The organism is Candidatus Pantoea formicae, assembly GCF_011752625.1.
Taxonomy (GTDB): Bacteria; Pseudomonadota; Gammaproteobacteria; order Enterobacterales; family Enterobacteriaceae; genus Pantoea; species Pantoea formicae.
This window is the reverse complement of sequence record NZ_VWXD01000007.1, coordinates 226,035-251,190: the sequence shown is the minus strand read 5'-3', so window position 1 is coordinate 251,190 and position 25,156 is coordinate 226,035. Positions and strand designations below refer to the sequence as shown.

The 25,156-nt window shown below is 54.4% G+C and carries 21 protein-coding genes, 4 tRNA genes and 1 other RNA gene; 4 read left to right on the top strand and 22 right to left on the bottom strand.

Translation table 11 applies throughout. The features are described from left to right. Positions 1-18: 18 nt before the first annotated feature. From corA to F3J38_RS20040, 8 genes are all read right to left on the bottom strand, one after another. Positions 19-972 (bottom strand): magnesium/cobalt transporter CorA, encoded by a 954-nt coding sequence (gene corA / locus F3J38_RS20075; protein WP_167141290.1) that lies wholly within the window; start codon positions 970-972, stop codon positions 19-21. Positions 973-1,292: 320 nt separating this feature from the next. Further along, a complete protein-coding gene (gene uvrD, locus F3J38_RS20070; protein WP_167141288.1) occupies positions 1,293-3,455 on the bottom strand; it encodes a DNA helicase II in 2,163 nt (720 codons plus the stop codon). Between the two features lie 172 nt (positions 3,456-3,627). Then, positions 3,628-4,344 carry a 5-amino-6-(5-phospho-D-ribitylamino)uracil phosphatase YigB gene (gene yigB / locus F3J38_RS20065; RefSeq protein WP_167141286.1) on the bottom strand — a complete coding sequence of 239 codons (717 nt, stop codon included), beginning with the start codon at positions 4,342-4,344 and terminating at the stop codon, positions 3,628-3,630. Further along, positions 4,341-5,243: a tyrosine recombinase XerC gene (gene xerC, locus F3J38_RS20060; protein ID WP_167141284.1), complete on the bottom strand. Its 903-nt coding sequence runs from the start codon at positions 5,241-5,243 to the stop codon at positions 4,341-4,343. Before xerC ends, yigB begins: the two co-directional genes overlap by 4 nt. Further along, entirely contained in the window at positions 5,240-5,944 is a 705-nt protein-coding gene (locus F3J38_RS20055; RefSeq protein ID WP_167141282.1) for a DUF484 domain-containing protein, read from the bottom strand. Before F3J38_RS20055 ends, xerC begins: the two co-directional genes overlap by 4 nt. After that, positions 5,941-6,765, bottom strand: a complete 825-nt coding sequence (dapF, locus tag F3J38_RS20050; protein WP_167141348.1) for a diaminopimelate epimerase — start codon at positions 6,763-6,765, stop codon at positions 5,941-5,943. The genes F3J38_RS20055 and dapF overlap by 4 nt, the downstream gene beginning before the upstream one ends. 29 nt (positions 6,766-6,794) lie before the next feature. Further along, a complete protein-coding gene (lptM, locus tag F3J38_RS20045) occupies positions 6,795-6,998 on the bottom strand; it encodes an LPS translocon maturation chaperone LptM (protein ID WP_167141280.1) in 204 nt (67 codons plus the stop codon). A 135-nt stretch (positions 6,999-7,133) separates the two neighbouring features. Further along, positions 7,134-9,695 (bottom strand): class I adenylate cyclase, encoded by a 2,562-nt coding sequence (locus tag F3J38_RS20040; RefSeq protein WP_167141278.1) that lies wholly within the window; start codon positions 9,693-9,695, stop codon positions 7,134-7,136. Between the two features lie 312 nt (positions 9,696-10,007). Between F3J38_RS20040 and hemC the strand changes: the two genes are divergently transcribed. The 4 genes from hemC to hemY are packed head-to-tail and all read left to right on the top strand — an operon-like array spanning position 10,008 to position 14,039. After that, positions 10,008-10,949: a hydroxymethylbilane synthase gene (gene hemC, locus F3J38_RS20035; RefSeq protein WP_167141276.1), complete on the top strand. Its 942-nt coding sequence runs from the start codon at positions 10,008-10,010 to the stop codon at positions 10,947-10,949. After that, positions 10,946-11,686, top strand: coding sequence for a uroporphyrinogen-III synthase (gene hemD / locus F3J38_RS20030; protein ID WP_167141274.1), 741 nt, complete (start codon positions 10,946-10,948; stop codon positions 11,684-11,686). The genes hemC and hemD overlap by 4 nt, the downstream gene beginning before the upstream one ends. Positions 11,687-11,709: 23 nt before the next feature. Then, on the top strand, positions 11,710-12,840 hold the full coding sequence (gene hemX / locus F3J38_RS20025; RefSeq protein ID WP_167141272.1) for a uroporphyrinogen-III C-methyltransferase: 1,131 nt from the start codon (positions 11,710-11,712) through the stop codon (positions 12,838-12,840). 2 nt (positions 12,841-12,842) lie between these two features. Next, the gene (hemY, locus tag F3J38_RS20020) at positions 12,843-14,039 is read left to right on the top strand and encodes a protoheme IX biogenesis protein HemY (RefSeq protein WP_167141270.1); all 1,197 of its coding nucleotides are present in this window, start codon (positions 12,843-12,845) and stop codon (positions 14,037-14,039) included. 593 nt (positions 14,040-14,632) lie between these two features. Here the strand turns inward: hemY and F3J38_RS20015 are convergent. The 14 genes from F3J38_RS20015 to wzzE all read right to left on the bottom strand — a co-directional run bounded on the left by F3J38_RS20015 (position 14,633) and on the right by wzzE (position 25,121). Further along, positions 14,633-14,762, bottom strand: a non-coding RNA gene (locus tag F3J38_RS20015) — RtT sRNA. A 33-nt stretch (positions 14,763-14,795) separates the two neighbouring features. Further along, a tRNA-Pro gene (locus F3J38_RS20010) sits at positions 14,796-14,872 on the bottom strand. A gap of 44 nt (positions 14,873-14,916) precedes the next feature. After that, a tRNA-Leu gene (locus F3J38_RS20005) sits at positions 14,917-15,003 on the bottom strand. Between the two features lie 16 nt (positions 15,004-15,019). After that, a tRNA-His gene (locus tag F3J38_RS20000) sits at positions 15,020-15,095 on the bottom strand. A gap of 87 nt (positions 15,096-15,182) precedes the next feature. Next, positions 15,183-15,259, bottom strand: a tRNA-Arg gene (locus tag F3J38_RS19995). A gap of 158 nt (positions 15,260-15,417) precedes the next feature. Beyond that, on the bottom strand, positions 15,418-16,152 hold the full coding sequence (wecG, locus tag F3J38_RS19990) for a lipopolysaccharide N-acetylmannosaminouronosyltransferase (protein ID WP_167141268.1): 735 nt from the start codon (positions 16,150-16,152) through the stop codon (positions 15,418-15,420). A gap of 3 nt (positions 16,153-16,155) precedes the next feature. Further along, the gene (gene wzyE / locus F3J38_RS19985; RefSeq protein ID WP_167141266.1) at positions 16,156-17,514 is read right to left on the bottom strand and encodes an ECA oligosaccharide polymerase; all 1,359 of its coding nucleotides are present in this window, start codon (positions 17,512-17,514) and stop codon (positions 16,156-16,158) included. Then, the gene (wecF, locus tag F3J38_RS19980; protein ID WP_167141264.1) at positions 17,511-18,581 is read right to left on the bottom strand and encodes a TDP-N-acetylfucosamine:lipid II N-acetylfucosaminyltransferase; all 1,071 of its coding nucleotides are present in this window, start codon (positions 18,579-18,581) and stop codon (positions 17,511-17,513) included. The genes wzyE and wecF overlap by 4 nt, the downstream gene beginning before the upstream one ends. After that, positions 18,578-19,831, bottom strand: a complete 1,254-nt coding sequence (gene wzxE, locus F3J38_RS19975) for a lipid III flippase WzxE (RefSeq protein WP_167141262.1) — start codon at positions 19,829-19,831, stop codon at positions 18,578-18,580. The genes wecF and wzxE overlap by 4 nt, the downstream gene beginning before the upstream one ends. Then, positions 19,831-20,961: a dTDP-4-amino-4,6-dideoxygalactose transaminase gene (gene rffA / locus F3J38_RS19970; protein WP_167141259.1), complete on the bottom strand. Its 1,131-nt coding sequence runs from the start codon at positions 20,959-20,961 to the stop codon at positions 19,831-19,833. Before rffA ends, wzxE begins: the two co-directional genes overlap by 1 nt. After that, a complete protein-coding gene (rffC, locus tag F3J38_RS19965) occupies positions 20,958-21,656 on the bottom strand; it encodes a dTDP-4-amino-4,6-dideoxy-D-galactose acyltransferase (RefSeq protein WP_167141257.1) in 699 nt (232 codons plus the stop codon). The genes rffA and rffC overlap by 4 nt, the downstream gene beginning before the upstream one ends. 18 nt (positions 21,657-21,674) lie before the next feature. Then, complete coding sequence (gene wecC / locus F3J38_RS19960; RefSeq protein WP_167141255.1) at positions 21,675-22,934, bottom strand: UDP-N-acetyl-D-mannosamine dehydrogenase; 1,260 nt, start codon at positions 22,932-22,934, stop codon at positions 21,675-21,677. Between the two features lie 2 nt (positions 22,935-22,936). After that, positions 22,937-24,061, bottom strand: a complete 1,125-nt coding sequence (gene wecB / locus F3J38_RS19955) for a non-hydrolyzing UDP-N-acetylglucosamine 2-epimerase (RefSeq protein ID WP_167141253.1) — start codon at positions 24,059-24,061, stop codon at positions 22,937-22,939. Between the two features lie 10 nt (positions 24,062-24,071). Further along, positions 24,072-25,121 (bottom strand): ECA polysaccharide chain length modulation protein, encoded by a 1,050-nt coding sequence (gene wzzE / locus F3J38_RS19950; protein WP_167141252.1) that lies wholly within the window; start codon positions 25,119-25,121, stop codon positions 24,072-24,074. Positions 25,122-25,156 lie beyond the last annotated feature (35 nt).

Below are 25,156 nucleotides of genomic sequence, written 5' to 3'. Positions count from 1 at the left end.
ACGTGTCAGGCTGTGTGATTACAACCAGTTTTTCCGTTTGAAATAGAGGTATGGCGCCAGACCAGCAAGAATCATCAAGGTGATAGCACCAGGGTAGCCAAAACTCCACTTCAGCTCTGGCATAAACTCGAAGTTCATACCATAGCTGGAAGCCACCAGCGTCGGCGGCAGGAAGACCACCGAAACCACCGAGAAGATCTTGATGATGCGGTTCTGCTCGATGTTGATAAAGCCCATCGCCGCCTGCATCAGGAAGTTCACTTTCTGGAACAGGGATTCGTTGTGGGGCAGCAGCGACTCGATATCGCGCAGGATTTCACGCGCCTGCTCCAGCTGATTCCCCGGCAGACGCGCCTTACGCACCAGGAAGTTCAGCGCACGCTGCGTATCCATCAAGCACAGACGCACTTTCCAGCCGATATCTTCCAGTTCCGCCAGCCGCGACAACGCCTGATCGTACTCTTCGCCCTGCTGGCCTTCCATGATCACGCGGCTGAGTTTTTCCAGCGCGCTGTAGATGTTTTCGATCTCATCCGCCAGCTGTTCGATTTTGGTTTCGAACAGGTCCAGCAGCAGCTCGTAGGCATTGCCATCGGTCAGTGTCTGGTTACGCGCTCGCATGCGGTAAAGACGGAAAGCGGGTAGCTCTCGTTCACGCAGCGTGTAAAGGCGATCTTCGCGAATGGTAAACGCCACCGTGGAGTTACCGGCGTGGTCTTCCGCATCTTCAAAGAAGAAGAAGGAGTGGATGTGTAGACCGTCTTCGTCTTCGAAGAAACGGGCCGAAGCTTCAATGTCTTCCAGCTCCGGGCGCGTTGCCAGGCTTTGACCCAGCTCCGACTGCACACGGTCTCGTTCACTGTCGTCGGGTTCGATTAAATCGACCCAAACCGAAGTGTTGAGTTTGTCGTTATTGTCTTCCAGCTCGATGCGCGTCAGGCGATCGCGTTCGAGTTTAAAGGCGCTCAGCATAGCAATACTCCCCATTGCAGACTAAATGGGACAAGGCGGTACACCGTCATGCCAGAGGCAAAACAGGCACGGCAAAGCCTGAACGCGGAAACTTTCGCTTCAAGGGTAAATCAGTGCTGACTCGTGCGACGAGAGTGTAAAGGGAGGTCGCTGATAACCGCTAAGGCTACCCGCTATGAGAGGTAACCTTAGAAGTTATTCCTGTTAAACAGGCGGTTGAGCCAGCATCGACTGGGCGCGTCCAAGGCATTGTCCTCTCATGATAATAGTGCGCGCATGTTACGCTGAGACGAAAAAGTCGTCAAGGTAGCGCAACCGCGCTACACCGTTTCCAGGCGGGCATAAGCCGCCACCAACCACTTAATCCCCTGCCCCTGAAACGCCACTTGCAGACGGCTGTGCTCACCACTGCCTTCGAGGTTAATGATGGTGCCTTCACCGAATTTGGCATGGCGCACACGCTGTCCGAGCGCGAAACCACTGTCGTTCTGCGCGATAGGCGTGCCCATACGCTGATGACTCACAGGGCGGCTCACGCTGGCACGCAGACGCACCTCTTCGACGCACTCTTCCGGTAATTCGCCGATAAAGCGGGATGGGCGGTGATACACTTCTTTACCATAAAGACGGCGGGTTTCGGCGTAGGTTAGCGTGAGCTTTTCCATCGCGCGCGTGACGCCGACATACGCCAAGCGGCGTTCCTCTTCCAGACGGCCACCTTCATCCAGCGACATCTGGCTCGGGAACATGCCCTCTTCCATGCCAACAATAAACACCTGGGTGAATTCCAGACCTTTTGCCGAGTGCAGGGTCATTAATTGCACTGCGTCCTGCCACTTATCGGCCTGACCTTCACCGGCTTCCAGTGCCGCATGCGACAGGAATGCCTGCAGCGGCATCAGGTCTTCGTCTTCATCCTGATAGCTGAACTGGCGCGTCGCCGTCACCAGTTCCTCTAAGTTTTCGATGCGCGCCTGGCCTTTCTCGCCCTTTTCCTGCTCGTACATGATCCAGAGACCGGAATCCTTAATCACCCGGTCGGTTTGCACGTGCAGCGGCATGTCGGCGGTTTCCGTGGCCAATGAATCCACCAGTTCACAGAAACGTTGCAACGCAGAGGCGGCGCGTCCAGCTAACGCTTTGTTTTGCAGCAGTTCACGAGTGGCTTGCCACAGGGTCAATTGCTGATCGCGTGCGGTTTGGCGCACCACATCTAACGTGCGATCGCCCACGCCGCGTACCGGCGTGTTTACCACACGCTCAAAGGCGGCATCATCATTGCGGTTGGCCATCAGACGCAGATAGGCGAGTGCGTCTTTGATCTCCTGACGTTCGAAGAAGCGCATACCACCGTAAATACGGTATGGCATGCTGCCCTGCAGCAGCGCCTCTTCTAACACGCGTGACTGGGCGTTGCTGCGGTAGAGAATGGCGCAGTCTTGTAACGCGTTGCCGTTCTCATGCCAGGTTTTGATGCGATTCACCACGAAACGCGCTTCATCCAACTCATTGAAAGCACAGTAGATGGAAATTTTTTCGCCATCACTGCCATCAGTCCACAGCTCCTTGCCGAGACGCCCATTGTTATTGGCGATCAAGGTATTAGCCGCTTTCAGGATATTGTTAGTAGAGCGGTAGTTCTGCTCCAGACGAATGGTTTCCGCGCCAGGGAAATCCTGCAGGAAGCGTTGGATGTTCTCGACCTGCGCACCGCGCCAGCCGTAAATCGACTGGTCATCATCACCGACGATAATCACACGACCGGTATCGCCTGCCAGCATGCGAATCCAGGCATATTGAATGTTGTTGGTATCCTGGAACTCATCAACCAGCACGTTACTGAAACGCTCGCGGTAGTGATTCAGGATATGCGGCTTGTTGAGCCACAACTCATGGGCGCGCAGTAGCAGTTCAGCAAAATCGACTAAGCCCGCGCGATCGCACGCCTCTTGATACGCCTGATAGATGCGCAGCCAGGTTTGCTCAATCGGATTACCATAACTTTCGATGTGCTTAGGGCGCAGACCTTCATCTTTTTTGCCGTTGATGTACCACATGCCCTGACGTGCAGGCCACTGTTTCTCATCAAGATTCATGGCTTTGATCAGGCGTTTTAACAGGCGCAGCTGATCGTCGCTATCGAGAATCTGGAAATCCTGTGGCAAGTTGGCATCAAGATGATGCGCGCGCAGTAAACGGTGCGCTAGCCCGTGGAAGGTCCCGATCCACATCCCGCCCTGGCTGGTGCCGATCAATTGATCGATACGATGGCGCATTTCTGCCGCCGCTTTGTTGGTAAAGGTCACCGCCATAATCGAATAGGGCGAGCAGTTTTCTACCGACAGCAGCCAGGCAATGCGATGCACCAACACACGGGTTTTGCCACTGCCTGCTCCGGCCAGCACCAGCAGGTTGCTGCGCGGCGCGGCGACCGCCTCGCGCTGTTTGTCATTCAAGCCGTTAAGCAGATCAGAAACGTCCATAAGCACCGTTTTGCCAAATAATAAAAGAGGATGGCGGAATGTTATTCTCAACCACTCCACCAACGCACCCCTGGTCGCGGTGCGATTTATCGCGCAAGTCATTGCGCTGCTGCGATTTTTTATCAGGAAATGTCTGTTCCTATCCAGCCATTAGCTGGATAGACATACAGCATTATAGCAGCGAGGTCAGCGATGCCAACTGATGAATTTCCACATGCGGAACCAAACGCGCATCGTCAATCTTCATCAGATTACCGCCGCGCAGGTTAATCCAGCAGGCTTGCATGCCCGCCCGCAGAGAACCCACCACGTCGGTGGTGAGATCATCACCCACATGCAGAATATGTTCAGGCGCGATGCCTAAACGCGCCGAAGCGAGATGGTACATATCCTGCCAAGGTTTTGCGCGGCCGTGCGGACCTGCGCGAAGGGCAAACTGGAAGTAGTGATGAATCCCCAGCTTTTCCGGGCAGGCATTACCATTGGTGATCGCCACTAGCGGCACGCGCTCCCCCAGCCACGTCAGCGTTTGATGCGTCTCTTCTGGCATATCCACTTCGCTGCGCCACTGATGGAACACACTCATCACTTCGCTGGCACCCGCAGTGGCTTCAGCAGCGGACAAGCCGACATTGAGCAACGCCCGTTCAACCGAACGACGACGCCACTCAGAGACGTCGTGATAAATCTCAGGCTCTTGCACCAGCAATTCGTCACGCAGCGCTTGGTAATCAGCTGGGGTAAATTCACGCAGCGCCGGATGATAGGCCTGCAAAGCGGCATGGGATTCAGTCGTGGTTTTGCGGATCACCGGATGGTTGTCATAAAGGGTATCGTCGAGATCAAAGGTGATCGCTTTGATCGGCCCCAGCGGACGGTAGAACTTCATTCAGACTTTCCTCGTTTAGCACGTGGATGTGCTGCATCGTACACGGTCGCCAAGTGCTGGAAATCAAGATGGGTATAGATTTGCGTGGTCGAGAGATTCGCGTGCCCCAGCAACTCCTGCACTGCGCGCAGATCGCCGCTCGACTCCAGCAAATGGGTGGCAAATGAGTGACGCAACTTATGCGGATGGATATGGCTCGCCACACCCTGCTTAATCCCCCACTCGGCAAAGCGTTTCTGCACGTTGCGCGCGGAAATGCGGCTGCCTCGGCTGGAGACAAACACGGCATCATCCTGTGGCGCAAAGCTTTCACGCAGTGGCAACCAGTGCTTTAGCCAAGTCACAGCAGTACCGCCGATGGGAACACGACGCTCTTTGCTGCCTTTACCCAGCACCCATACTTCACCGGCTTCTAAATCAACATGACGGCAATCCAAACCGACCAGCTCAGACAGACGCAGCCCGCCGCCGTACATGGTTTCCAGCATGGCGCGATCGCGCACGGCCAGCGGATCGTTGAGATCGATTTCCAGTAATTGGTTGACCTCATCGACATCCATATTTTTGGGCAGATGACGAGCATTGCGGGGTGTCGAGATACCTTTAGCGGGATTGGCACTTAACATGCCCTGGCTTACTTGCCAGTCGAGAAAACTGCGCAGCGCCGACATGCGCAACGCCAGGCTGCTGGCGCCCAAACCGCCGCGACGACTGCGCGCCGCCAGTTGACGCACCTGCGCAGGTTCCAACTGAGCCCAGGCGGTGATTTTCATCTCATCGGCCATGGTCATTATCGCCTGCAATTGGCGAGTGTAATTTTTCTGCGTAAGCGGGCTAAGCTGGCGTTCGACTTTCAGGTAACGCAGAAAGCCTTCAACCGCGTGCAGCAGCGGGCTCATGCACGTTCAATCCAACGCGACAGCAACTCAGGCAACATTTGCGCCAGATGCTGTAACAGCAGTGTCCCCATGCCCGCCTGATAGTGTTGATTATCGCGGCTACTAAATATCAGCACACCCAGCTCACCGCGTTCACCCATCAGTGACATCGCGACGGAACCAATCGCTTTGGCCTGCGGTAATAACAGCAGCAGTTCAGGACCGTTCAGGCTACCAAGGTAATGGTGTTCGTGACCAAAACGTTGGATACGCAGAGGCTCGAAGGCCTGGCGTGACAAACCCAGTTGAGTGAAATCAGAAGGCGCACCAATGTGCCATTTGTCATTGAACACGCGCACGTTCGCACCGGCCAAGCCAAGCTCACGTGCCCAGCGATGTAAACGCGTGAGCATCTCTTGCAGGCTGTCAGCGGAAGCAAGGTGACCCTGCAACGACAGCAGGCGATCAAACAGCTGATGGTTAGCCGTAGCCTGCTCCATCAACAAGGTGATCTCCTCTTCCAACTGCTGGATGTGGTTGCGCTGACGCGCCATATGCCACTCCACCAGCGAAACGCTGCCACGCACCGGATGCGGCACCATCATCTGTTCGACCTGGCGTGCATTGCGTATAAAGAAATCGGGATTCTGGCGCAGGAAGGCGCTAACCGACTGATCGTCCAGCAAAACCGCGCTGTCGGTTTGCTCTTCGACATTTTTCATAGATGAATAAACCCATCGTAGACGTGTGTGGCTGGACCGGTCATAAACAGCGGCTGACCTGCCCCTTTCCAGGCGATATGTAAGGTTCCGCCAGGCAAATCAACGCGGACTTTCTCCGCCAGAATGCCTTGCTGAATCCCACAGGCCACCGCCGCACATGCGCCGCTGCCACACGCCTGGGTTTCGCCTGCGCCACGTTCATAGACGCGCAGACGGATATGCTCAGGATTGACCACTTCCATAAAACCGACATTCACTCGTTCCGGGAAGCGCTCATGGCTTTCCAGCACCGGACCGAGCGTTTCAACGGGCGCGGTTTTCACACTCTCCACCTGAATCACACAGTGCGGATTGCCCATTGATACCGCACCAAACATCACCGTTTGGTCCGCTACACGTTGCAGATAAAGGTTTTCGGCTTTATTGGCGCGCAATGGCACCTGCTGCGGGTCGAAATTCGGTTCGCCCATATTCACGCGCACTAACTCATCGCTGGTCACGCTAAGCACCATGCGGCCGGTTTGTGTGCTGACGCGAATGTCGCTTTTGTTGGTCAATCCTTTCAAACGCACAAAGCGTGCGAAGCAGCGTGCGCCATTGCCGCACTGTGCCACTTCACTGCCATCGGCATTGAAAATTCGGTAGTGAAAATCGAGATCCGGATCGTAAGGCGGTTCGACGATCAGCAGCTGATCGAAACCGATCCCCAGATGCCTGTCCGCCAGACGGCGAATCAGCTCCGGCGAAAAAAAGACGTTTTGCGTCACGGCATCCACAACCATGAAATCGTTGCCGAGACCGTGCATTTTCGAGAACTGCATTTTCTGCTCCGCCGGATTACTCATAGAGATTAGTTCGCCTGCACACCAGGTTTAGTGGTGACCAACCCATTCACGTCAGCGTTTTGAGCGGCTTTTTTCTGCTGCTCAGTCACTTGCTGATTGCTCTTGGTTGGCTGATCTTTCGGCGGGAAATACAGCGGTCCTTTCAGGCCACAACCTACCAGGCTGACCAGCGCCAGCCCCATACCCAGCTGACTTATCATTCGTCTCATTCTGTCTGCTCTTTCTGTCCTTAAGCCTTGGCTGCTTATCATCGCAGTTGACGTTGTAAAAGCAACAGGAAATACCCGCAAATCCGGGAGCATGTCAGAGGAAAAGCCAATCCCACCGCGCGAACGCTAGCGGGATCAGTGCATTTGGTAGCGCGGCTGGAAGTCGCCGTTGTCGTTATCGGGCTGCGTGGCGCAGAGTTGCGTCAGTGTCTGGCTGCGGAACGGAATCACCTGGTAGCGATCGCCCGTGTTCACAATCTGATAGAACTGCGGCAGGTTGAAATTGATAAAGCTAGAGCCGTACGTAAAACGGTCATGTGAGGACGAGTAAAAACGGCTCACGTCGCGTACCAACTCTTCCTTGCTGCCTTCGCAATGGTGATACACCTCAACGCGGTTGCTCTCGTCGAGGATATAAATATTGAAGCCACGATCGTTGGTGGTGTCTTCAAAGAAGAACTGGATGATACCTTCGCTGGCGTAGCCGTTGACCACCGGCGGTAACGGCGTCTGGTTCGATTCTACTTTGATCGACAAACCGTGCAGTTTGTTATTGGAAATCGCACCATAAAACTCCACCGCATTTTCCAGTTTCTGCACCGATACGCTCATGCGTTCAAAGAACAGACCCCAGGTTTGTCCCGCCATACGCAGTGCTTTAAAGCGGCCCGGCTCCTGACGCGTACTCGAAAGACGCAGTTCAATGCATTCAGAAACCAGCTGCTGCACGCGCGTTCTGATCAAACCGCGCAAATGCTGGCTGTAGCAGAACACTTCTACCGTATCGGGCGGCGCAGCATCCTGATGCATTTTGCCCAGAATGGTTTTCAGCGCTTCAATCATCGCCTGCTCGCCACTGAAGTGCAGCGTGCGCACCTCATTCCACGAGTTGCGATACAGCAGGTCGATGCTGCCAATCAGGCACTGTTGCTGCTGACCGAAGCTGAACACATCCAGCTTGCGGAAATCAAAATGCACCACCTGATTGCGGAATGCCGAGGTCGGATCGTGCTCAAGATTGACGATAATCGCCAAATGACGGATTTCACACGGGCTGTACAACGCTTTTGGTGTCGGTGCCGGTACGCGCAGCGGGAAGTGGCTCGACACATCGTTGACCAACTCCTGCAAGCGCGGCAGATCGCAGAACTCGTTCCCTTTCATGTGCAGACGAGTTTTGCTGGTCAGCAACCCGTTAAACCACGCCCATGCCACTAATTTGTTCAGGTAACGGTTATATTCCAGCGGCTGATGGCTGATGATCGAACTCATGTCCGGCGACTGGTTGTAAAGATACCAACCGGCGCGATTGGCGCGGCCTTCCGGCACATGGATAAAGGTCAGATTTTCTTCCGAGAGATCCGGTGAAATCTGCGGATTCACCAGCGTCACTTTACCCGGCAGCGCTTCAAACGCGGCATACAGTTTACGCGTCAGCACGCCGATATCTTGCGGGCTGGCACTGACGCTTAAATTGTTACGACGGGCAAAACGGATCAGGTTGCGATAGCTTTGCATCATCGCATCCAGCAATTCGTTGTGTGCTTCACGCACACGTTCAATTTTCCACTGCGCGCGGTTGTCTAATACCGCTAATTTCTCATCATCCCAGCCCCACTCTTTCACCAGCTGTGACAGAATCTCGCGACGCCAGCCTGAGCGTTGATGATGGTGATCTTCGCTCGAGAGCTTTTCACACACTTTTAAGTAGAAACATCGACGCACCAGATCGAGGCGCGCCATGTCGTCGACACTGGTCAAATAACGCGTCACGCGTTCCAGCATCATGCAGTAGGGATCGAGGCCGAAGCAGATGATTTCGCCATCGTGCAGGCGCTGTTTGATATCCATTGCCAGCAGCTGCGTATTGGGGTATTCCCAGCTGTACGCTTCTAACAGCAGCGTTTTCAACACCGCTTTATAAGGCGAGTCGATGCTTTTATAGAGCTGCCACAGGCTGGCACCAAAATACTCTTCCGCGGACAGCGTGCCGAGGCCGCCGAGATCCAGCCACTCATTCGGCGTTAACACACCTTGAGAATAGAGTGACATCACGTATTCGTCGTAATGGTGTTCTTCTTCGCCGGGCACCATGTTCCACAGGATGCGCTTGCCTGCCATACGCACGGCGGTGCGGTAAAACTCATCCAGCAGCAAAATATGTTGGGTCGAACCACAATCCTCACCACCGAGGCTGCCGCTCTCATTGTGGCGGAAACGGTTCTCGTCAATCAGGAAGAAACTGACTTCCACACCCATCGACACACACCATTTCTGCAACAGCGTACACTTGCGCTGCAGATTGAGGCGCTCTTCATTATCTAGCCAGGATTGGTGGCATACCCAGATATCGAGATCCGACACGCTGTTCTGTCCAACGGACGAGGTGCTGCCCATTGAATAGATACCCGTGATAGGACGTTCGCCTTTGACGGCCGTACTGAGATCCAGTGGCTGTTCGCCTGCGAGATCTTGCAGCAGCTGCTGTTGATTTTCATCAGGCGTGAAGAAGCTGACGCCGTGGGGAACGCTACCTTCGAGGTAGCCCGGCATCAGCGGATGATGATAGTGCAGTAATGTTGGCAGCAGACTGTAGACTTGCTGGAAAGCAGGCCCCATAGCAGCCAGTGCGCGATCAACGCGCAGCTGGTTAATTGCATCCAGTCTCTGTTTCAGTGTCTCAATGTAGAGGTACAAGACGTTTCGCCTGATTGTCCCAGTGTTAAGCACCCTGTTTCCAAAACCTGCCGCTTAATAATAAAGATATCGGGCAAATTATTGCTGGAAACGTGATCAATCTAACACCTGGAGGATTGACCGTAAAGAAAGTTGCGCTACCTAACAGTTTAGCACGTTCCGTTGGTAGCCCTGCTTTTTCGGACTTCGACCTCAGATTATGCCGCGCTATGCGATCCAATCTGGCATCGGGGCCTTTTCAATCCGTTGAAACTGACAGCATTCCCCTATCAATGATAGGATAATCGATGAACGATCAAAATGGTTAACAGTATGTTAAACAAAATTTTCAGAATTGCTACCAGGCAAAGTCCTCTTGCCCTGTGGCAGGCACAATATGTCCAACAACGCCTGATGGCAGCACATCCGGGGCTGCGCGTTGAGCTGGTCCCGATGGTCACTAAAGGCGATATTATCCTCGACACGCCGCTGGCTAAAGTGGGGGGTAAAGGGCTGTTTGTCAAAGAACTCGAACTGGCCATGTTGGAAAATCGCGCCGATCTTGCGGTGCACTCCATGAAAGATGTCCCCGTGGATTTCCCCGAAGGTTTAGGATTAGTGACCATCTGCGAGCGTGAAGATCCGCGTGATGCGTTTGTCTCTAATCATTACCACTCGATTGATGAACTGCCGCAGGGTGCGGTGGTCGGTACATCCAGCCTACGTCGCCAATGCCAGCTCAGCGCACGTCGTCCTGATTTGGTGATTCGCTCACTGCGCGGCAACGTTGGCACCCGTTTAGGTAAGCTGGACGCCGGTGAATATGACGCCATTATTCTTGCTGCGGCGGGGCTCAAGCGTTTAGGGCTGGAAGCGCGCATTCGTCAGGCAATGCCGGCTGAGGTCTCCTTACCGGCAGTGGGCCAAGGTGCTGTGGGCATTGAATGCCGCCTGGACGATCACGCACTGATTACCCTGCTGGACGCGTTGAATCACAGCGATACCGCGATTTGCGTCCGTGCTGAACGCGCCATGAATACCCGCCTTGAAGGCGGCTGTCAGGTGCCGATCGGTAGCTTCGCGGTACTGGAAGATGGCCAGCTATGGCTGCGCGGCCTGGTCGGTTCGCCGGATGGCCATCAAATGGTGGTGGGTGAACGTCGTGGCCCGCGCGAGCAGGCTGAACAGATGGGTATTTCACTGGCAGAAGAGCTGCTGGATGGCGGTGCCCGTGACATCCTGCGTGACGTCTATCAAGGACAACCTCCCGCATGACCATCCTCGTGACCCGCCCAGAGCCCGCCGCCAGTGAATTGGTTTCGCGTTTGCGAACCCAAGGAAAACTGGCGTGGACCTTACCGCTGATTGAATTCACGCCGGGTCGCGATCTTGAACACCTGCCACAAAAGCTGGCGGCATTGCAGCCGGGCGATATGGTATTTTTGCTGTCGCAGCAGGTCGTGCTTTTTGCCCATCCAGCCTTGCAGCGCCATGCCCTCGCCTGGCCCGATGCGCTTGACTATTATGCGATAGGCCGCAGCACTGCGTTGGCATTGCATACCGTCAGTCATCTGAAAGTAGACTATCCTCATGCGCGGGAGACCAGTGAAGAACTGGTGCGTCTCAATCGTTTGCAGCAAGTAGAGGGCAAACGTGCGCTAATCTTGCGTGGCAGTCCGGGCCGCGAATTACTGGCAGAGACGCTGCTCGCACGAGGTGCCAGCGTTGAGTATTGCGAGTGCTATCAGCGCTGTGAAAAGCATTATGACGGCGCTATTGAGGGCCGACGCTGGCGCGACCGGGGTATCACCACACTGGTGGTCACCAGCGGTGAGATGTTACAACAACTGTTTGCACTGTTTCCGCCAATCGATCGTCGGGAATGGTTATTGCACTGTCGGCTGGTGGTCGTCAGTGAACGTTTGGCTACGCAAGCCGCCGAATTAGGCTGGCAGGACGTTGACGTAGCCGATGGTGCCGATAACGATGCGCTGCTGCGCGCGTTACGCTGAACTTAACAATGGGATGAGCCATAATGACGGAACAAAAAGCCCCCTCCGCCATGGTTGATGAAACCACCCCAGCGGACACTTCCCCCAAACCAGACAACAAAAAGCCTCGTGATAAAAAAAGCGACGGCAAAGTACTGAGTGCGGTGGCGATTGTGATTGCGCTGGCGATTGGCGCAGGACTTTACCTGAATGGGAAACACCAGGCCGACTTACAGGCTCAAACTAACCAAAACCTCAGCGAGCAGCTCAGCGCGTTGCAACAGCAACTGGGCAGCGACAAACAACAGCTCACGCAACAGCTGGATGCGGCCAATACGGCATTAAAGGAAGCGCGCACTCAGCAGGACAACAGTGCCAAAGAGCTGGAAACCCTGCGTGATAAAGTCGCGACGATTTCCGGCAACGACACGCGCACCTGGCTGGTAGCGCAAGCTGACTACCTGGTGAAATTGGCAGGTCGCAAACTGTGGAGCGACCAGGATGTCACCACCGCCGCTGCGCTGCTAAAAAGCGCAGACACCAGCCTGGCTGACATGAATGACCCCAGCGTGATGAATGTGCGCCGCGCACTGACGCAGGACATCAGTTCACTTTCCACCGTCAGCCAGGTGGATTACGACGGCATCATCCTCAAACTCAATCAGCTGTCGAATGGCGTCGATAACCTGCGCCTGGCCGACAATGACAGTGATGATTCACCGATGGATGCGGATGGCGGTGAGTTATCCAGCTCGCTGCATGAATGGCGTCAAAACCTGGTGAAAAGCTGGCACAACTTTATGGATGATTTTATTACCATCCGCCGCCGCGACAACACGGCACAGCCTTTGCTGGCACCAAATCAAGACGTCTATCTACGTGAAAACATCCGTTCTCGCCTGTTGATTGCGGCACAGGCCGTACCGCGCCATCAGGATGAGATCTACAAGCAGTCGATTGATGCGGTATCCACCTGGGTACGCGCCTGGTACGACACTAATGATGCCGCCACGAAAGCGTTTCTTGCTCAATTAGATGAACTCAGCCAGCAAAACATCTCAATGGATGTACCCGATACGCTGGAGAGCCAGGCACTGCTGGAAAAACTGATGCAAACCCGCGTGAGAAATCTACTGGCGCAGCCATCCGTTCCGGCTACTCAACAAGGAGGCTAAGCATGCTAAAAGTATTAGTGCTTTTCCTCCTGCTGATTGCAGGGGTGGTGCTGGGGCCGATGATTGCGGGCCATCAGGGCTATGTATTGATTCAAACGGATAACTGGAATATTGAAACCAGTGTGACCGGTCTGGTCATTATCCTGATTCTCAGCCTGCTGGTGATTCTGTTCATTGAGTGGATTTTACGCCGACTGTTCCGTACCGGCGCCCGTACCCGTGGTTGGTTCACAGGCCGCAAGCGCCGCAGTGCCCAGCGCCATACGCAAAGTGCACTGATGAAACTGGCAGAAGGTGACTATAAGCAGGCAGAAAAACTGCTGTCGAAAAATGCCGATCACGCCGATCAGCCCGTCGCCAACTATTTACTGGCAGCTGAAGCGGCGCAACAGCGCGGCGACGAGGTGCGAGCCAATCAACATCTGGAACGTGCGTCTGAGCTTTCTGAGAACGACACCATTCCGGTTGAAATCACCCGCGTACGCCTGCAGCTTGCACGTAATGAAGACCATGCGGCGCGCCACGGCATTGACCGTTTGCTGGAAGTGGCACCGCGTCACCCAGAAGTGCTGCGCCTGGCTGAACAGGCTTATATTCGTACCGGCGCATGGGGCGCATTACTCGACATTTTGCCGTCGATGCGAAAATCTCAGGTGAACGACGAAGTACAACGTGAGGCATTGCAGCAGCAGGCCTGGCTGGGCCTGATGAATCAGGCAATGGCCGACCAAGGCAGTGAAGGCCTGAAGAAATGGTGGCAAAACCAGAGTCGTAAAACCCGCCAAGAGACGGCGTTGCAGGTCGCCATGGTTGAGCATTTGATTGAGTGTGACGATCCCGATACGGCACAAAACATCGTGCTGGAAGGCTTGAAACGCCAGTATGACGATCGCCTGGTGCTGCTGATGCCTCGCATCAAAAGCGGCGATCCGCAATCACTGGAGAAAGCGCTACGTCAGCAAATGAAACAGCATGGCGCGACGCCGCTGCTGCACAGTACGCTGGGGCAGATGTTGATGCGTCATGGTGAATGGCAACAGGCAGCAGAAGCCTTTGAGCAGGCTTTAGCACAGCGTCCTGACGCGTTCGATTATGCTTGGCTGGCCGATGTCTATGACCGTTTGCACCGCCCGGAAGACGCGGCAAAAATGCGCCGTGAAGGCCTGTTACTGACATTGAAGACCAATTCAGGCAACTAATTTTACGATTGTTACTTTTGTGCACGCCGGGCTTGTCCCGGCTTTTTTTTGCCTGCATGGCAGCAACGTGCAGATAAAAAAACACCTGCCATAAGCAGGTGTAAGATCAGGTCGTTCAGACAACTGATGGTATCCGACTCAACGTAATGTCCTTCTTACTGCAGTAAAGCGTGCGCAAATACTGCCAGGTTGGACAACGGATACCGTAAGGGGCTCTGCATCATTCCCAGGTTTATGTAGCTAGAGCAAACATAAGAGGTGGAATGAGCATCTACACGGTAATTATTGCACAAGCCGTGCCAAAATTGCAGATGGTGACATAAGTTATTTTAAATCAGCGGGATAGTCTTGAAATAGCACCCCGATCATCGTGCTCTGTCGTAATCTCGCGACATCACCTGCGGTGAGATGTCTCCGCTTAGCGACAAGCTATGCAAGGAATTGTAATCTTGTTAAATATCAATGAGATAGATGTCTCATAAAAGCGACAATAGCGAGCATTCGTTTTTGCGCCTCCGAAGGCAAATAGGATGAAATCATCTGGAGAGGCAAAAACGAAAAAAGCCTGCTTTTTCAAGCAGGCTTTTCGAATATGGTCGGCGAGAGAGGATTACGCTTCTCTGCGAGAAGCGCCCTACGGGCCGTTGCTAAAGCAACGTTGTCTCGCTACGCTCGGCTCAAACCTCCTTCGGAGGCTCTCATCCTCTTAAGCTACAAACGAAAAAAGCCTGCTTTTTCAAGCAGGCTTTTCGAATATGGTCGGCGAGAGAGGATTCGAACCTCCGACCCACTGGTCCCAAACCAGTTGCGCTACCAAGCTGCGCTACTCGCCGATTTTTTACTTCTCTACTTCTTCACGCTACCGCGTAATTTTGCTTGGTGCGAAGGGAGGGACTTGAACCCTCACGTCCGTAAGAACACTAACACCTGAAGCTAGCGCGTCTACCAATTCCGCCACCATCGCGTGTCCGAGCAAAATCTGGGGTGGCTAATGGGACTCGAACCCACGACAACTGGAATCACAATCCAGGGCTCTACCAACTGAGCTATAGCCACCATAATTCTGGTGCGTAAGCATTCCTGCTTACTTTTCACTGCATAACGCGGTCAACCAACCACCGAAGCTCTTGCGCACAAACTAAATGGCGCGCCCGACAGGATTCGAACCTGAGACCTCTGCCTCCGGAGGGCAGCGCTCTATCCAGCTGAGCTACGGGCGCGTAGCGCCGTTGCGGATGGGCATACTACGGGCTTGACCTCATACTGTCCAGCCCTTTTTTATAAAAAAAACGCGTTTGCTTACGCTTTGTGCATTCCGTCGATAAATAGCGCAGTTTCGCTGCCTGTCGACCGGGAATTGCTGAATAAATCAGCGATATCAGAGATCGCCACGCCAATGATAGCGTAAATATTTCAGCAGTTTTAACTGGCGACGCAAACGTGAAGGCTGACGAATAAGACGATACAGCCACTCAAGGCCTAAATTCTGCCAGATGCGTGGCGCGCGGGTGACATGTCCCGTGAAAACATCGTAGGTTCCACCTACGCCCATGTAGAGGGCCTGTGGCCAGTGTTCGCGGCAATCACGCATCAACAACTCCTGACGCGGCGATCCCTGTGCCACGGTAACAATCTTCGCACCACTTGCTGCAATGCGCGCGAACAGCTCATCACGTTCGGCTGGCGCAAAATAACCATCCTGGCTGCCTACAATGTTCACATTCCACTGACGACGCAGCTTGTCGCAGGTTTCATCCAGCACAGCCTGGCGGCCACCAATCAGAAACACGGGAATGCCCGTTCGGCCTGCGCGCTCCATTAAAGCTTCCCACAAATCAGCCCCGGCAATGCGACTCACCTGTAATTCAGGATACTTTTTACGTAATGAACGCACGATGCTGATGCCATCTGGATACTTGAATTCCGCCTCGGCAATCAGCGCCCGCAGCTGAGCATCTTCTTCCAACGTAAGCATCTTCTCGGCATTCATCGCCACCAGCGTGCCGTTACGTGGCTGTCCATCTGGCAGGAGGAAATGCAGGAAGCTATCCATATTGTTAAACGCGTGAAGATCGACGCCGCGCAACGTATGGCGCGGCTTATCGGTTTCCATTAATCATTTTCCCAAAGGTGATGAAAGGCTGTTAAACACCGGTTTGCTGCGCGGGCGAATCAGTCCCGCGCGAGCGAATAGCCAGTACAGCAATTTAGCCACTGCCATGCAGGCAGCAAAAATAACGCAAAAGAACACCACACGAGAGCCAAACGCATCCAGCCCTTCGCGTGCCAGCACGATCATGTTAAACACCGCGCCAAAACAGAAGCTTTGCAAAATGGCCCCGCTGTAGCGGTTTTTGGCATCGCGGCCCTGTAGATAAAGGTTATCAAACCCTTTCATCAGCCAACCCACCGCAATCGCGCCCAGCGGAATAAACCAAACGCCACCCATCACGAGCAGCGAGCCAAGCAGCGTGGGTGATATCGCCAGTCCAGAATGGTTGTTCAGCACTTCCCAGGTAAAATAGTTGGCGCTGTTCAACACAATTGATGGGCGCCCAGGCCATAACCAGCTTGGGATAAAGACATAGAAGTCGCGCCAAATCGGTGCCAATCCCTGAAAATCAATTTTGTCGTAGTTTTGCAGTAATAACGCCAGGTTTTCCCACGGCGAGAACGTGTCACGCGTCAAGTACAGGAAGGTATAGAACGCTTCATCACCCACTACATCAAGGTTATAGCGGCGCAGCGCCAGCCAGAACATGCCAGCCACCGCCATCACCCCCGCCCCGACTAACATCCATAACGTGATCCAGCCGCGGGTAATACCGATAAACAAGAACAGAGCGAAGGCAATGATGATATTGGCGCGCGTCCCGCCCACCAGAGCGTAAGTCAGCAATCCGAACGCGACCGACACCAGCAAAAACCATAACCACTGACGCTGCGTCGGATTGAGGAAATAGCGAATCAACATCGCAGGAATGAAGAAGTAGAAGAAGCGCTTCAGCGCCACGCCTGATACTTCACTGGAGAAGATCTGGTTGTACGCTGAAAGCCTAAACAGCAACAGGCCATTGTGCATAAAGAACACCGCGACCGTGCCAATCGCGACCAGTGCCAGCAACACACACGTAAGATGCGTTTCCACTCGGTTCATTTGCAGCCACGGCTTACGCGGCGGCGCATTAACCGGCCTGAGACGGACTTTGTAGCTGACATAATAAATCGCGTAGAAACTGGTGGCGGCGAGCAGGGCTTGCAGTAAAAACTCCGGCGGAACCACTTCGACGTTGAAACGGAAAACCAGCACGCTGGTCAGTGGGAAGCCAAAGTAAAACGTCAATAAAAACAGAATGGTAAAGAACAGGTGAAAGTTGAAACGCACCCGTTTAAATTCTCGCCAGGTCAAGGTCAAAATAAAGCCCAACGAAAGCAGGTAAACCACCAGCAGACCACTAAACTGCATCAGGCTCATGTTCTCTCCCTTTCACACAAGCTGAGCGCGTGGCGCCAGCCAGCCAGGTAACCTGGGGAAAAAAAGGCAATCGAGGATTTATCACAGTGCGCCAATTGACGCTGCGCTTCGGCGACACGTGCCGCATCCAGTTCATCTTCACTAAACAGCACCGGTAATCCTTGCTCGCTCAAATCGCGCCAAAACGGGTTTTTCCGATTCAGGACAAACGGGATATTGGCTTGAATCAGTAAACACAGCGTGCCAATACCCTGCTGACGTTCGAACATAAAATAACCGAGCTGGCAGCGACTGAGCAAATGCAGATAGGTGTCAAAATCTATCTTATCGCGCAGCAACGTCACCTGACCTTGCGGAAACAAACGCTGTGCCGCCGCACTTATCTCATCGATATAAACCTGATTGTTTTCTGGATAGCCGAGCGGCACCAACACCTTCACCTTGCCACCAAACTGAGCGTGGATAGCCTGCAAACCCTCAATGTGGCGATTGCTGCGATCGCCGGAGTTACCTAGCAGAACCGTAAAATCGTCGCTCACCACACTGCCAGGCACCGCAGCCTCTGGCATACGCGTGGGGAAATAGAGCAGCGATGTGGGCACCCGTGGATGGCGCTGCTGAAACGCATGCAAATCTCCACGTGTCGCGAACACCTGTGCGATTCGGCTCTGCGCCAGACGTCTCAGCAAATAAAACAACTGATACTTCAGCCCACGTCCTTCTTCATAGAAATCGGCGCCCCAGATATGCCAGAACGCCTGCTGGCGGCGGAGTTTACCGCTCAGCAATGCCAGCCAGATTTGCGGATTAAACTGCCCATGAAAGAAGAAACGTTGCGAGCGGTCGGCAGCCCGTGCGATGACCGCCTGCGCCAACGCGCGCTTGCTGGTGAAAGTTTCAATATGCAACGCCGTGTATACCTTGAGTGCCTCTGGTGCAGAGGTCACCACCATAAACTGACGCGGCGCATCGCCCGGCAGTTCGCGGTTCATCACCTCATTAAAGAAGCGCAACAGGGTATGGTTGTGATGCGGGATATCCGATCCCAGCACGTGAAATAAAGTCATTTTTTCCGGCAATAAATCAAAAAAGCGCCACAGCAAAGGGCGAAGTAGAGCACGTAGGTCGCCATATAGGCTTGTGCGGCTCCGGCTGTACCATGTAAGGGGATCAACCAATGAGAGAACGCAGTCAGCAGCGCAAACTGGCTGATTTCCGTCAGAATATAGAAGCGCAGTGATGCTTTGGCGATCACCAAGTATCCAAAAACATAGGCGCCTACTTTAAAGACGTCACCGCACAACTGCCAGACAAAAAGGTCTCGCATTGCGGCAAATTGCGGCGAAAACAGCAGCCAGATAGCCACATCACGCAGCAACCACACGCAAAAACTGGCGGCGGCAACGGCGGGCAGGACAAAGCGCAGCGCACGCCCAATCTCACGCGCAATCTGTTGCTTATGCTCTAATCGCGCCAACGTGGGTAATAACCAGACGCTAAAGGTTGCGGTGATGAACTGCAGGTAAGCATCGGAAATGCTGGTCACGCCCTGCCACAATCCCACCTGCGCCCAGCCTTGCTGTTGTGCCAGCAAATTACGCATCATCACCCACGCCACCGGTAAGGTGACGGAGGTGATGAGCGCCATCAGCGTAAATTTCGCCAGATTACGCGCCAACTCAGGCTGCCATGAAGGCTTAAGCCAGCTCAATGGCAACACTTGGTGATGGCGACGCAGCATGAGGAGAGCCGGAAACACCAACAAGGCCGGAACCAAGGCTAAGCCCACTAACGCCCCGGTATAGCCACCCAGCCTCCAACACAAGACATAGCCCAGCACACCCACCAGGCTGCCCGTAATCAGCGCCAGCGCATTGCCGCGCGCATCACGAAAGCCCTTTAGCAACGCCAGCGTCAAATTGGCCCAGGCAATACCGAACTGCAAAAAGGCCACGATCCTCACCACATTGGCATAGTCATCATGACCAAACAGCGCATGGCTAATCGGCCCCGCCGCCAGCAAGAACACCAGCGCCACTAGGGTGGAAAACCCGATCACCATGCTCGATGCAGTACCGGTTACGGCACGTAGTTGCTCAGGTTGCTGCTGAAATTGTGCGACGTAAGTGGTCACGCCATTGAAAATACCCGCGCCGGCCAACACGCCTAATACGGTAACCAATTGGCGGAAGTTACCCGCCTGCCCGACCCCTTCAGGACCAAAGCTCACGGCCAACAGTTTCACCACCAGCAAACCGGCGACGATTTTTACCAACGTTGATGAGGCCGTCCAGACTGAAGCTTTCGCGAGCGACATCAGGCGAAGAAGCTCAGGAGCGAACTGATCACCGTGCGCTGGTTATTGTCTGTCAGGTTGTAGAACAGCGGCAGGCGCAGTAAACGTTCGCTCTCCGGTGTGGTGAACACATCATCACCGTGGAAGCGGCCAAAACGCTCGCCAGCTGGCGATGAGTGCAGCGGAATATAGTGGAAGACAGTGAGGATCTCGGCCTCTTTCATCCAGTTGATCAGCGACTGGCGATCGTCACTGTCACGCAGTTTGATGTAGAACATGTGTGCGTTGTGGCGGCAATCTTTAGGCACCACCGGTAATTCGATACGTCCGGCTGCCGCCAGCGGCTGTAGCGCGTCATAATAGCGTTGCCACAAGCGCAGACGCTGCTGGTTAATTCGCTCTGCCGCCTCCAGCTGAGCCCATAAGTAGGCCGCCTGTAGGTCCGCCATGAGATAACTCGAACCGATATCACGCCAGGTATATTTATCCACCTGTCCGCGAAAGAACTGGCTGCGATTGGTGCCTTTCTCACGGATGATCTCTGCACGTTCCACCAGCTTGGCGTCGTTAATCAGCGTCGCACCGCCTTCACCACCCGCAGTGTAGTTTTTAGTTTCATGGAAGCTGAAACAACCAATATGGCCTATCGTGCCCAGCGCACGCCCCTTGTACTGCGACATCACGCCTTGCGCCGCATCCTCAATCACAAACAACTTATGCTTCGCTGCCAGCGCCATGATGCTGTCCATCTCGCAGGCGACACCCGCGTAATGCACCGGCACAATCGCGCGGGTTTTCTCAGTAATCGCTGCTTCAATCAGCGTTTCATCGATATTGAGCGTGTCGGGGCGTACATCGACGAACACGATGACGGCCCCGCGTAGCACGAAGGCATTGGCAGTGGAGACAAAGGTGTAGCTTGGCATGATCACTTCATCGCCAGGCTGGATATCGATGAGCAGCGCGGCCATTTCGAGCGAAGCAGTGCAGGACGGCGTCAACAAGACTTTCTTGCTGCCAAAGTGCTGTTCCATCCACTGCTGACAGCGACGGGTAAAACCACCATCGCCGCACAGCTTGCCGCTGGCCATCGCCGACTGCATATATTCAACTTCGCTGCCTACAATCGGAGGCGCATTAAATGGGATCATGAGGCTTTCCTGTAGAACCAGTAAGCGGTGCTTTCGAGCCGAGCACCGCTGCGTAAATAGAGGCGCATGGCTGTGAGGTTACTGAGCTGAGTTGCCACGCGCAGGCGTTCGAGCTGACGTACACGGCCCCAATCTGCCGCCGCCAGCAATAAGCGCTGACCAATGCCTTTGCCTTGTGCTTCGGGCTGCACTGCCAGCAGACCAATACGTGCATCACCTTCCACTTCACGCATCGAGACAAATCCCTGCAATGCACCGGTTTCATCGCATGCGACTAAGCATTGATGATCAAAGGTGCCGCGTACGGCATTCTCAATCCATTGCGCGTAGAAACGCCCGCTGTCATCCGGATCGAACCAGGGTGCACGGAAGCGGCTCTGGCGAAATGCCTGAGAGGCAACATCGCGCAACGCCGGAATTTGCGCTTCACGCGCAATACGCACACCCACCTGCCGTTCAGTCCGCTTAATATTGATTGCGAGGTCGGCTTCACCTTCAACCAGCTGAAAACCTTGCTGACTCAGGGCATCAATCACCTCAATGCGCTCGGCCGGCACTTTAGCCTGCCATAACGTATAAGGCTGTTGTAACGCATCTGGCAAAGTCATCTCGCCATCCAGCGCCACACGCGCACTGTTTACGCCAAAGAATTCGCTCTCCCACGTAAGGGGATCAATACTGACGCGGACGGGCATGGAGAAGCTCCTGTGAAGTTATCGCCAGACACCTTTAGTATCGACGATCCACGGCTGCGTTATTTGGTTCATCGGAATCGCACGGAACTGCGCGTGATCGACCAGCATGACCAGGATATCTGCTTGCTGTAGCGCATCTTCGATGGAAACCAGGGTCGCTTCATCAGCCAGCCGGGTAGGGATTTTCGACACATGTGGCTCCACCACCAGCGTGCAACCACTGTGCCATTCGGCAATCAGCTGGGCCACAGTCATGGCTGGGCTTTCGCGTAAGTCGTCGATATTAGGTTTGAAAGCCAGACCAAAGCAGGCGATGGTCACTTCGCTGGCACGTTTACCCGAGGCTGTCAGACACTCCGCCAACTGCTGTTTGACCTGATCCAGCACCCAAGTGGGTTTTGCATCATTCACTTCACGCGCGACGCGAATCAAACGCGCCAAGTCCGGATTTTGCGCCACGATAAACCAGGGATCGACGGCGATACAGTGTCCACCAACGCCAGGACCAGGCTGTAGAATGTTGACGCGTGGATGGCGGTTTGCCAAGGCAATCAGCTCCCACACGTTAATCCCTTGCTCGGCACAAATCAGCGATAGCTCATTGGCGAAAGCAATATTGACGTCACGGAAGCTATTCTCGGTGAGTTTGCACATCTCAGCCGTGCGCGCGTTGGTTTCAACACATTCGCCGCGCAGGAAAATGCGGTAGAGATCGCTAGCGCGGGCCGAACAGGCTGGCGCCATGCCACCGATCACCCGATCATTTTCCAGCAACTCAACCATCACTTTCCCAGGCAGTACGCGCTCAGGGCAATAAGCGATATGCACGTTGCAGTCGTCACCGTGCTGCGGGAAGCGCAGATCATGACGCGCTTCAGCCAGCCATTCAGCCATTTGCTCCGTCGCGCCTACAGGTGAAGTGGACTCCAGAATCACCAAATCGCCCGCTTTCAGCACAGGCGCAATCGACAATGCCGCCGCCCTGACGTAGCTGAGATCCGGTTGATGATCGCCCATGAAGGGAGTTGGCACCGCGATCAGAAAGGCATCTGCCGCTTCCGCTTGCGTGGTGGCACGCAAATGACCCGCCTGTACGGCTTCACGCACCACATCCCCTAATTCGGGTTCAACTATGTGGATATCGCCGCGATTAATGGTTTCTACCGCGTGAACATTGATGTCCACGCCGATAACATGCTTTCCCTTTGAGGCAAAAACAGCTGCCGTTGGCAGCCCAATGTAGCCCAGTCCGATAACGGAAATGGTTTCAAAACTCATCTTTATACTCTGTGTTGTTTTAATGCCTGCAAAATGCGCGCACAGGCTTGGCCATCGCCATAAGGATTATGCGCGCGGCTCATCACTTGCCAGGCCTCATCATCCTGTAGCAGCAGGCTGACTTCAGCGACGATTTTGCTCACGTCAGTCCCCACCAATTTCACCGTACCCGCATCAACCGCTTCTGGGCGCTCGGTGGTATCTCGCATCACCAGAACCGGTTTGCCCAGCGATGGCGCTTCTTCCTGTATGCCACCAGAATCGGTCAGGATTAACCAGGATCGGTTCATCAGCCAGACAAACGGCAAGTACTCTTGCGGCTCAATCAGAATGATATTGTCGATCCCACTGAGAATGCGGTTCACCGGCTCGCTGACATTCGGATTGAGGTGCACCGGATAAACAATCTGTGTCTGTGGATGCTGACGCGCAATCTGCGCCAGCGCGCTGCAAATACGCTCGAACCCTCCGCCGAAGCTCTCCCGACGATGGCCCGTCACCAGGATCAGTTTCTTATCAGCGTCCAGAAACGGATAACGTGCCGCTAAGCGCGCATTGAGATCGGCATCATCTAATACGCGATCGCGTACCCACAACAAAGCATCAATCACGGTGTTGCCGGTGACAAAAATACGCGTATCGGGCAGGTTTTCGCGCAGCAGGTTCTGCCGCGAATTTTCAGTTGGCGTAAAGTGGTAGCTGGCCAGGTGGCCCGTTAACGTGCGATTGGCCTCTTCCGGCCACGGAGACATCAGGTTCCCGGTGCGTAACCCCGCTTCCACGTGTCCCACCGGAATCTGATGATAGAACGCCGCGAGGCTGGCAGCGAACGTCGTTGTAGTATCACCGTGCACCAGCACCACATCAGGTTGGAAATCGGCGAGCACCGTTTTCATTCCCTGCAAAATACGGCTGGTGATCTCCGTCAGCCCCTGCTCCGGGCGCATGATGTTGAGATCATAATCAGGTTGCAGTTTAAACAGTCGCAATACCTGATCGAGCATTTCACGGTGCTGCGCGGTGACACATAAGCGTGCTTCAAACGCGTCATCCTGCGCCAGCGCTTGCACCAGCGGAGCCATTTTGATCGCCTCAGGACGCGTGCCAAATACGGTCAGAACTTTCACGTGGCTTCTCTTAATGGCTGATAGGTGACGTTGGACGCGGACGGCGAACCAGCGCGACGCCTGCACCCACCAGCGCGCCGATGACGCCCCACATAATCATCATAAACAAACGGCGCGGACTATCGCGCGATACCGGCTCTTCCGGTGTACGCAAGTAGCGATAAGTCTGGAACGGTTTATCCAAACGCGCACCTGCCTGTAACGTACCCAGCATCGCCCTGTTTTGATCATAGCTTAAATCGTAAGCGGGTCCGCTGGCCTGCAACGTATCAAGTTGTGCTTGCAACATTTGCTGTCCCAGCAGGAAGCGATCGCTGTCTGGTAATGCTTCACCCGTTACAGGGGCTCGGTTCTCTTTGATGCCCTGCTCGCTGGCCACTTTCAGTGCCTGCTCAATGCGTTGACGTTGGCGATCAAATACCGCCTGTGCCACTTCCTGCTGGCGATTAACCTGCGCCAGCAATTGCGCACTGCGTGCCTGCCAGGCCCCCTTCAGTTCAGTATTCAGATGGCGTGCGGCACGTTCACTGGCGTAAGCGATATATTGACGCAGTAGGTTGTTGGCATCGCTGGCCGTCTCGGCAATCAACTTAATGTTATCCAGCGTATTGTGTGCTGGATCGGCTGGCGTGAACTGGATATTGGTAATCAAATCGTCCAGCAGCGCGGCATCGTTATGCGCATTGCCACTTTTGCGACTTTTGTAGTAATCCGTCTGCTGCCAGAAATCTCGGCGCGTATCCCAGGAGGCCAACTGCATGGTGAACTCCTGATAAACCTCATCCATCACCGTGGGTGCGGGCGTGTTGAGGTTAAGGGTGTTGGTCCGCACATCAAGATTATTGAGGAATTGTTGCTGTACGAAGAAATCGCCCAGCATATTCACCGTGGGGCGATCGGTTACCGCCGTGGTGCTCCACGCCTGTTTCATGAGCATTGAAGCCAGCCATGCCAGCACGGCGAACACCAGCGCACAGCCGATAATCCAGCGCTTACCGCGCCATAGTGTGCAGCCCAAGCCGCGCACATCGAGTTCGTTCTCCACAACCACAGAGGTCATAACAAAAGTCCTTATCCGGGTACTGATCGGGTAAT

What these genes read in the sequence shown, in the direction of transcription:
- rffA (WP_167141259.1), bottom strand. Translation starts at nt 20,961, where the DNA reads ATGATCCCATTTAATGCGCCTCCGATTGTAGGCAGCGAAGTTGAATAT.
- wzzE (WP_167141252.1), bottom strand. Translation starts at nt 25,121, where the DNA reads ATGACCTCTGTGGTTGTGGAGAACGAACTCGATGTGCGCGGCTTGGGC.
- wecC (WP_167141255.1), bottom strand. Translation starts at nt 22,934, where the DNA reads ATGAGTTTTGAAACCATTTCCGTTATCGGACTGGGCTACATTGGGCTG.
- corA (WP_167141290.1), bottom strand. Translation starts at nt 972, where the DNA reads ATGCTGAGCGCCTTTAAACTCGAACGCGATCGCCTGACGCGCATCGAG.
- lptM (WP_167141280.1), bottom strand. Translation starts at nt 6,998, where the DNA reads ATGAGACGAATGATAAGTCAGCTGGGTATGGGGCTGGCGCTGGTCAGC.
- rffC (WP_167141257.1), bottom strand. Translation starts at nt 21,656, where the DNA reads ATGCCCGTCCGCGTCAGTATTGATCCCCTTACGTGGGAGAGCGAATTC.
- uvrD (WP_167141288.1), bottom strand. Translation starts at nt 3,455, where the DNA reads ATGGACGTTTCTGATCTGCTTAACGGCTTGAATGACAAACAGCGCGAG.
- wecF (WP_167141264.1), bottom strand. Translation starts at nt 18,581, where the DNA reads ATGACTTTATTTCACGTGCTGGGATCGGATATCCCGCATCACAACCAT.
- dapF (WP_167141348.1), bottom strand. Translation starts at nt 6,765, where the DNA reads ATGCAGTTCTCGAAAATGCACGGTCTCGGCAACGATTTCATGGTTGTG.
- wzxE (WP_167141262.1), bottom strand. Translation starts at nt 19,831, where the DNA reads ATGTCGCTCGCGAAAGCTTCAGTCTGGACGGCCTCATCAACGTTGGTA.
- hemC (WP_167141276.1), top strand. Translation starts at nt 10,008, where the DNA reads ATGTTAAACAAAATTTTCAGAATTGCTACCAGGCAAAGTCCTCTTGCC.
- hemX (WP_167141272.1), top strand. Translation starts at nt 11,710, where the DNA reads ATGACGGAACAAAAAGCCCCCTCCGCCATGGTTGATGAAACCACCCCA.
- xerC (WP_167141284.1), bottom strand. Translation starts at nt 5,243, where the DNA reads ATGAGCCCGCTGCTGCACGCGGTTGAAGGCTTTCTGCGTTACCTGAAA.
- F3J38_RS20055 (WP_167141282.1), bottom strand. Translation starts at nt 5,944, where the DNA reads ATGAAAAATGTCGAAGAGCAAACCGACAGCGCGGTTTTGCTGGACGAT.
- wecG (WP_167141268.1), bottom strand. Translation starts at nt 16,152, where the DNA reads ATGGAAACCGATAAGCCGCGCCATACGTTGCGCGGCGTCGATCTTCAC.
- yigB (WP_167141286.1), bottom strand. Translation starts at nt 4,344, where the DNA reads ATGAAGTTCTACCGTCCGCTGGGGCCGATCAAAGCGATCACCTTTGAT.
- hemY (WP_167141270.1), top strand. Translation starts at nt 12,843, where the DNA reads ATGCTAAAAGTATTAGTGCTTTTCCTCCTGCTGATTGCAGGGGTGGTG.
- hemD (WP_167141274.1), top strand. Translation starts at nt 10,946, where the DNA reads ATGACCATCCTCGTGACCCGCCCAGAGCCCGCCGCCAGTGAATTGGTT.
- wzyE (WP_167141266.1), bottom strand. Translation starts at nt 17,514, where the DNA reads ATGAGCCTGATGCAGTTTAGTGGTCTGCTGGTGGTTTACCTGCTTTCG.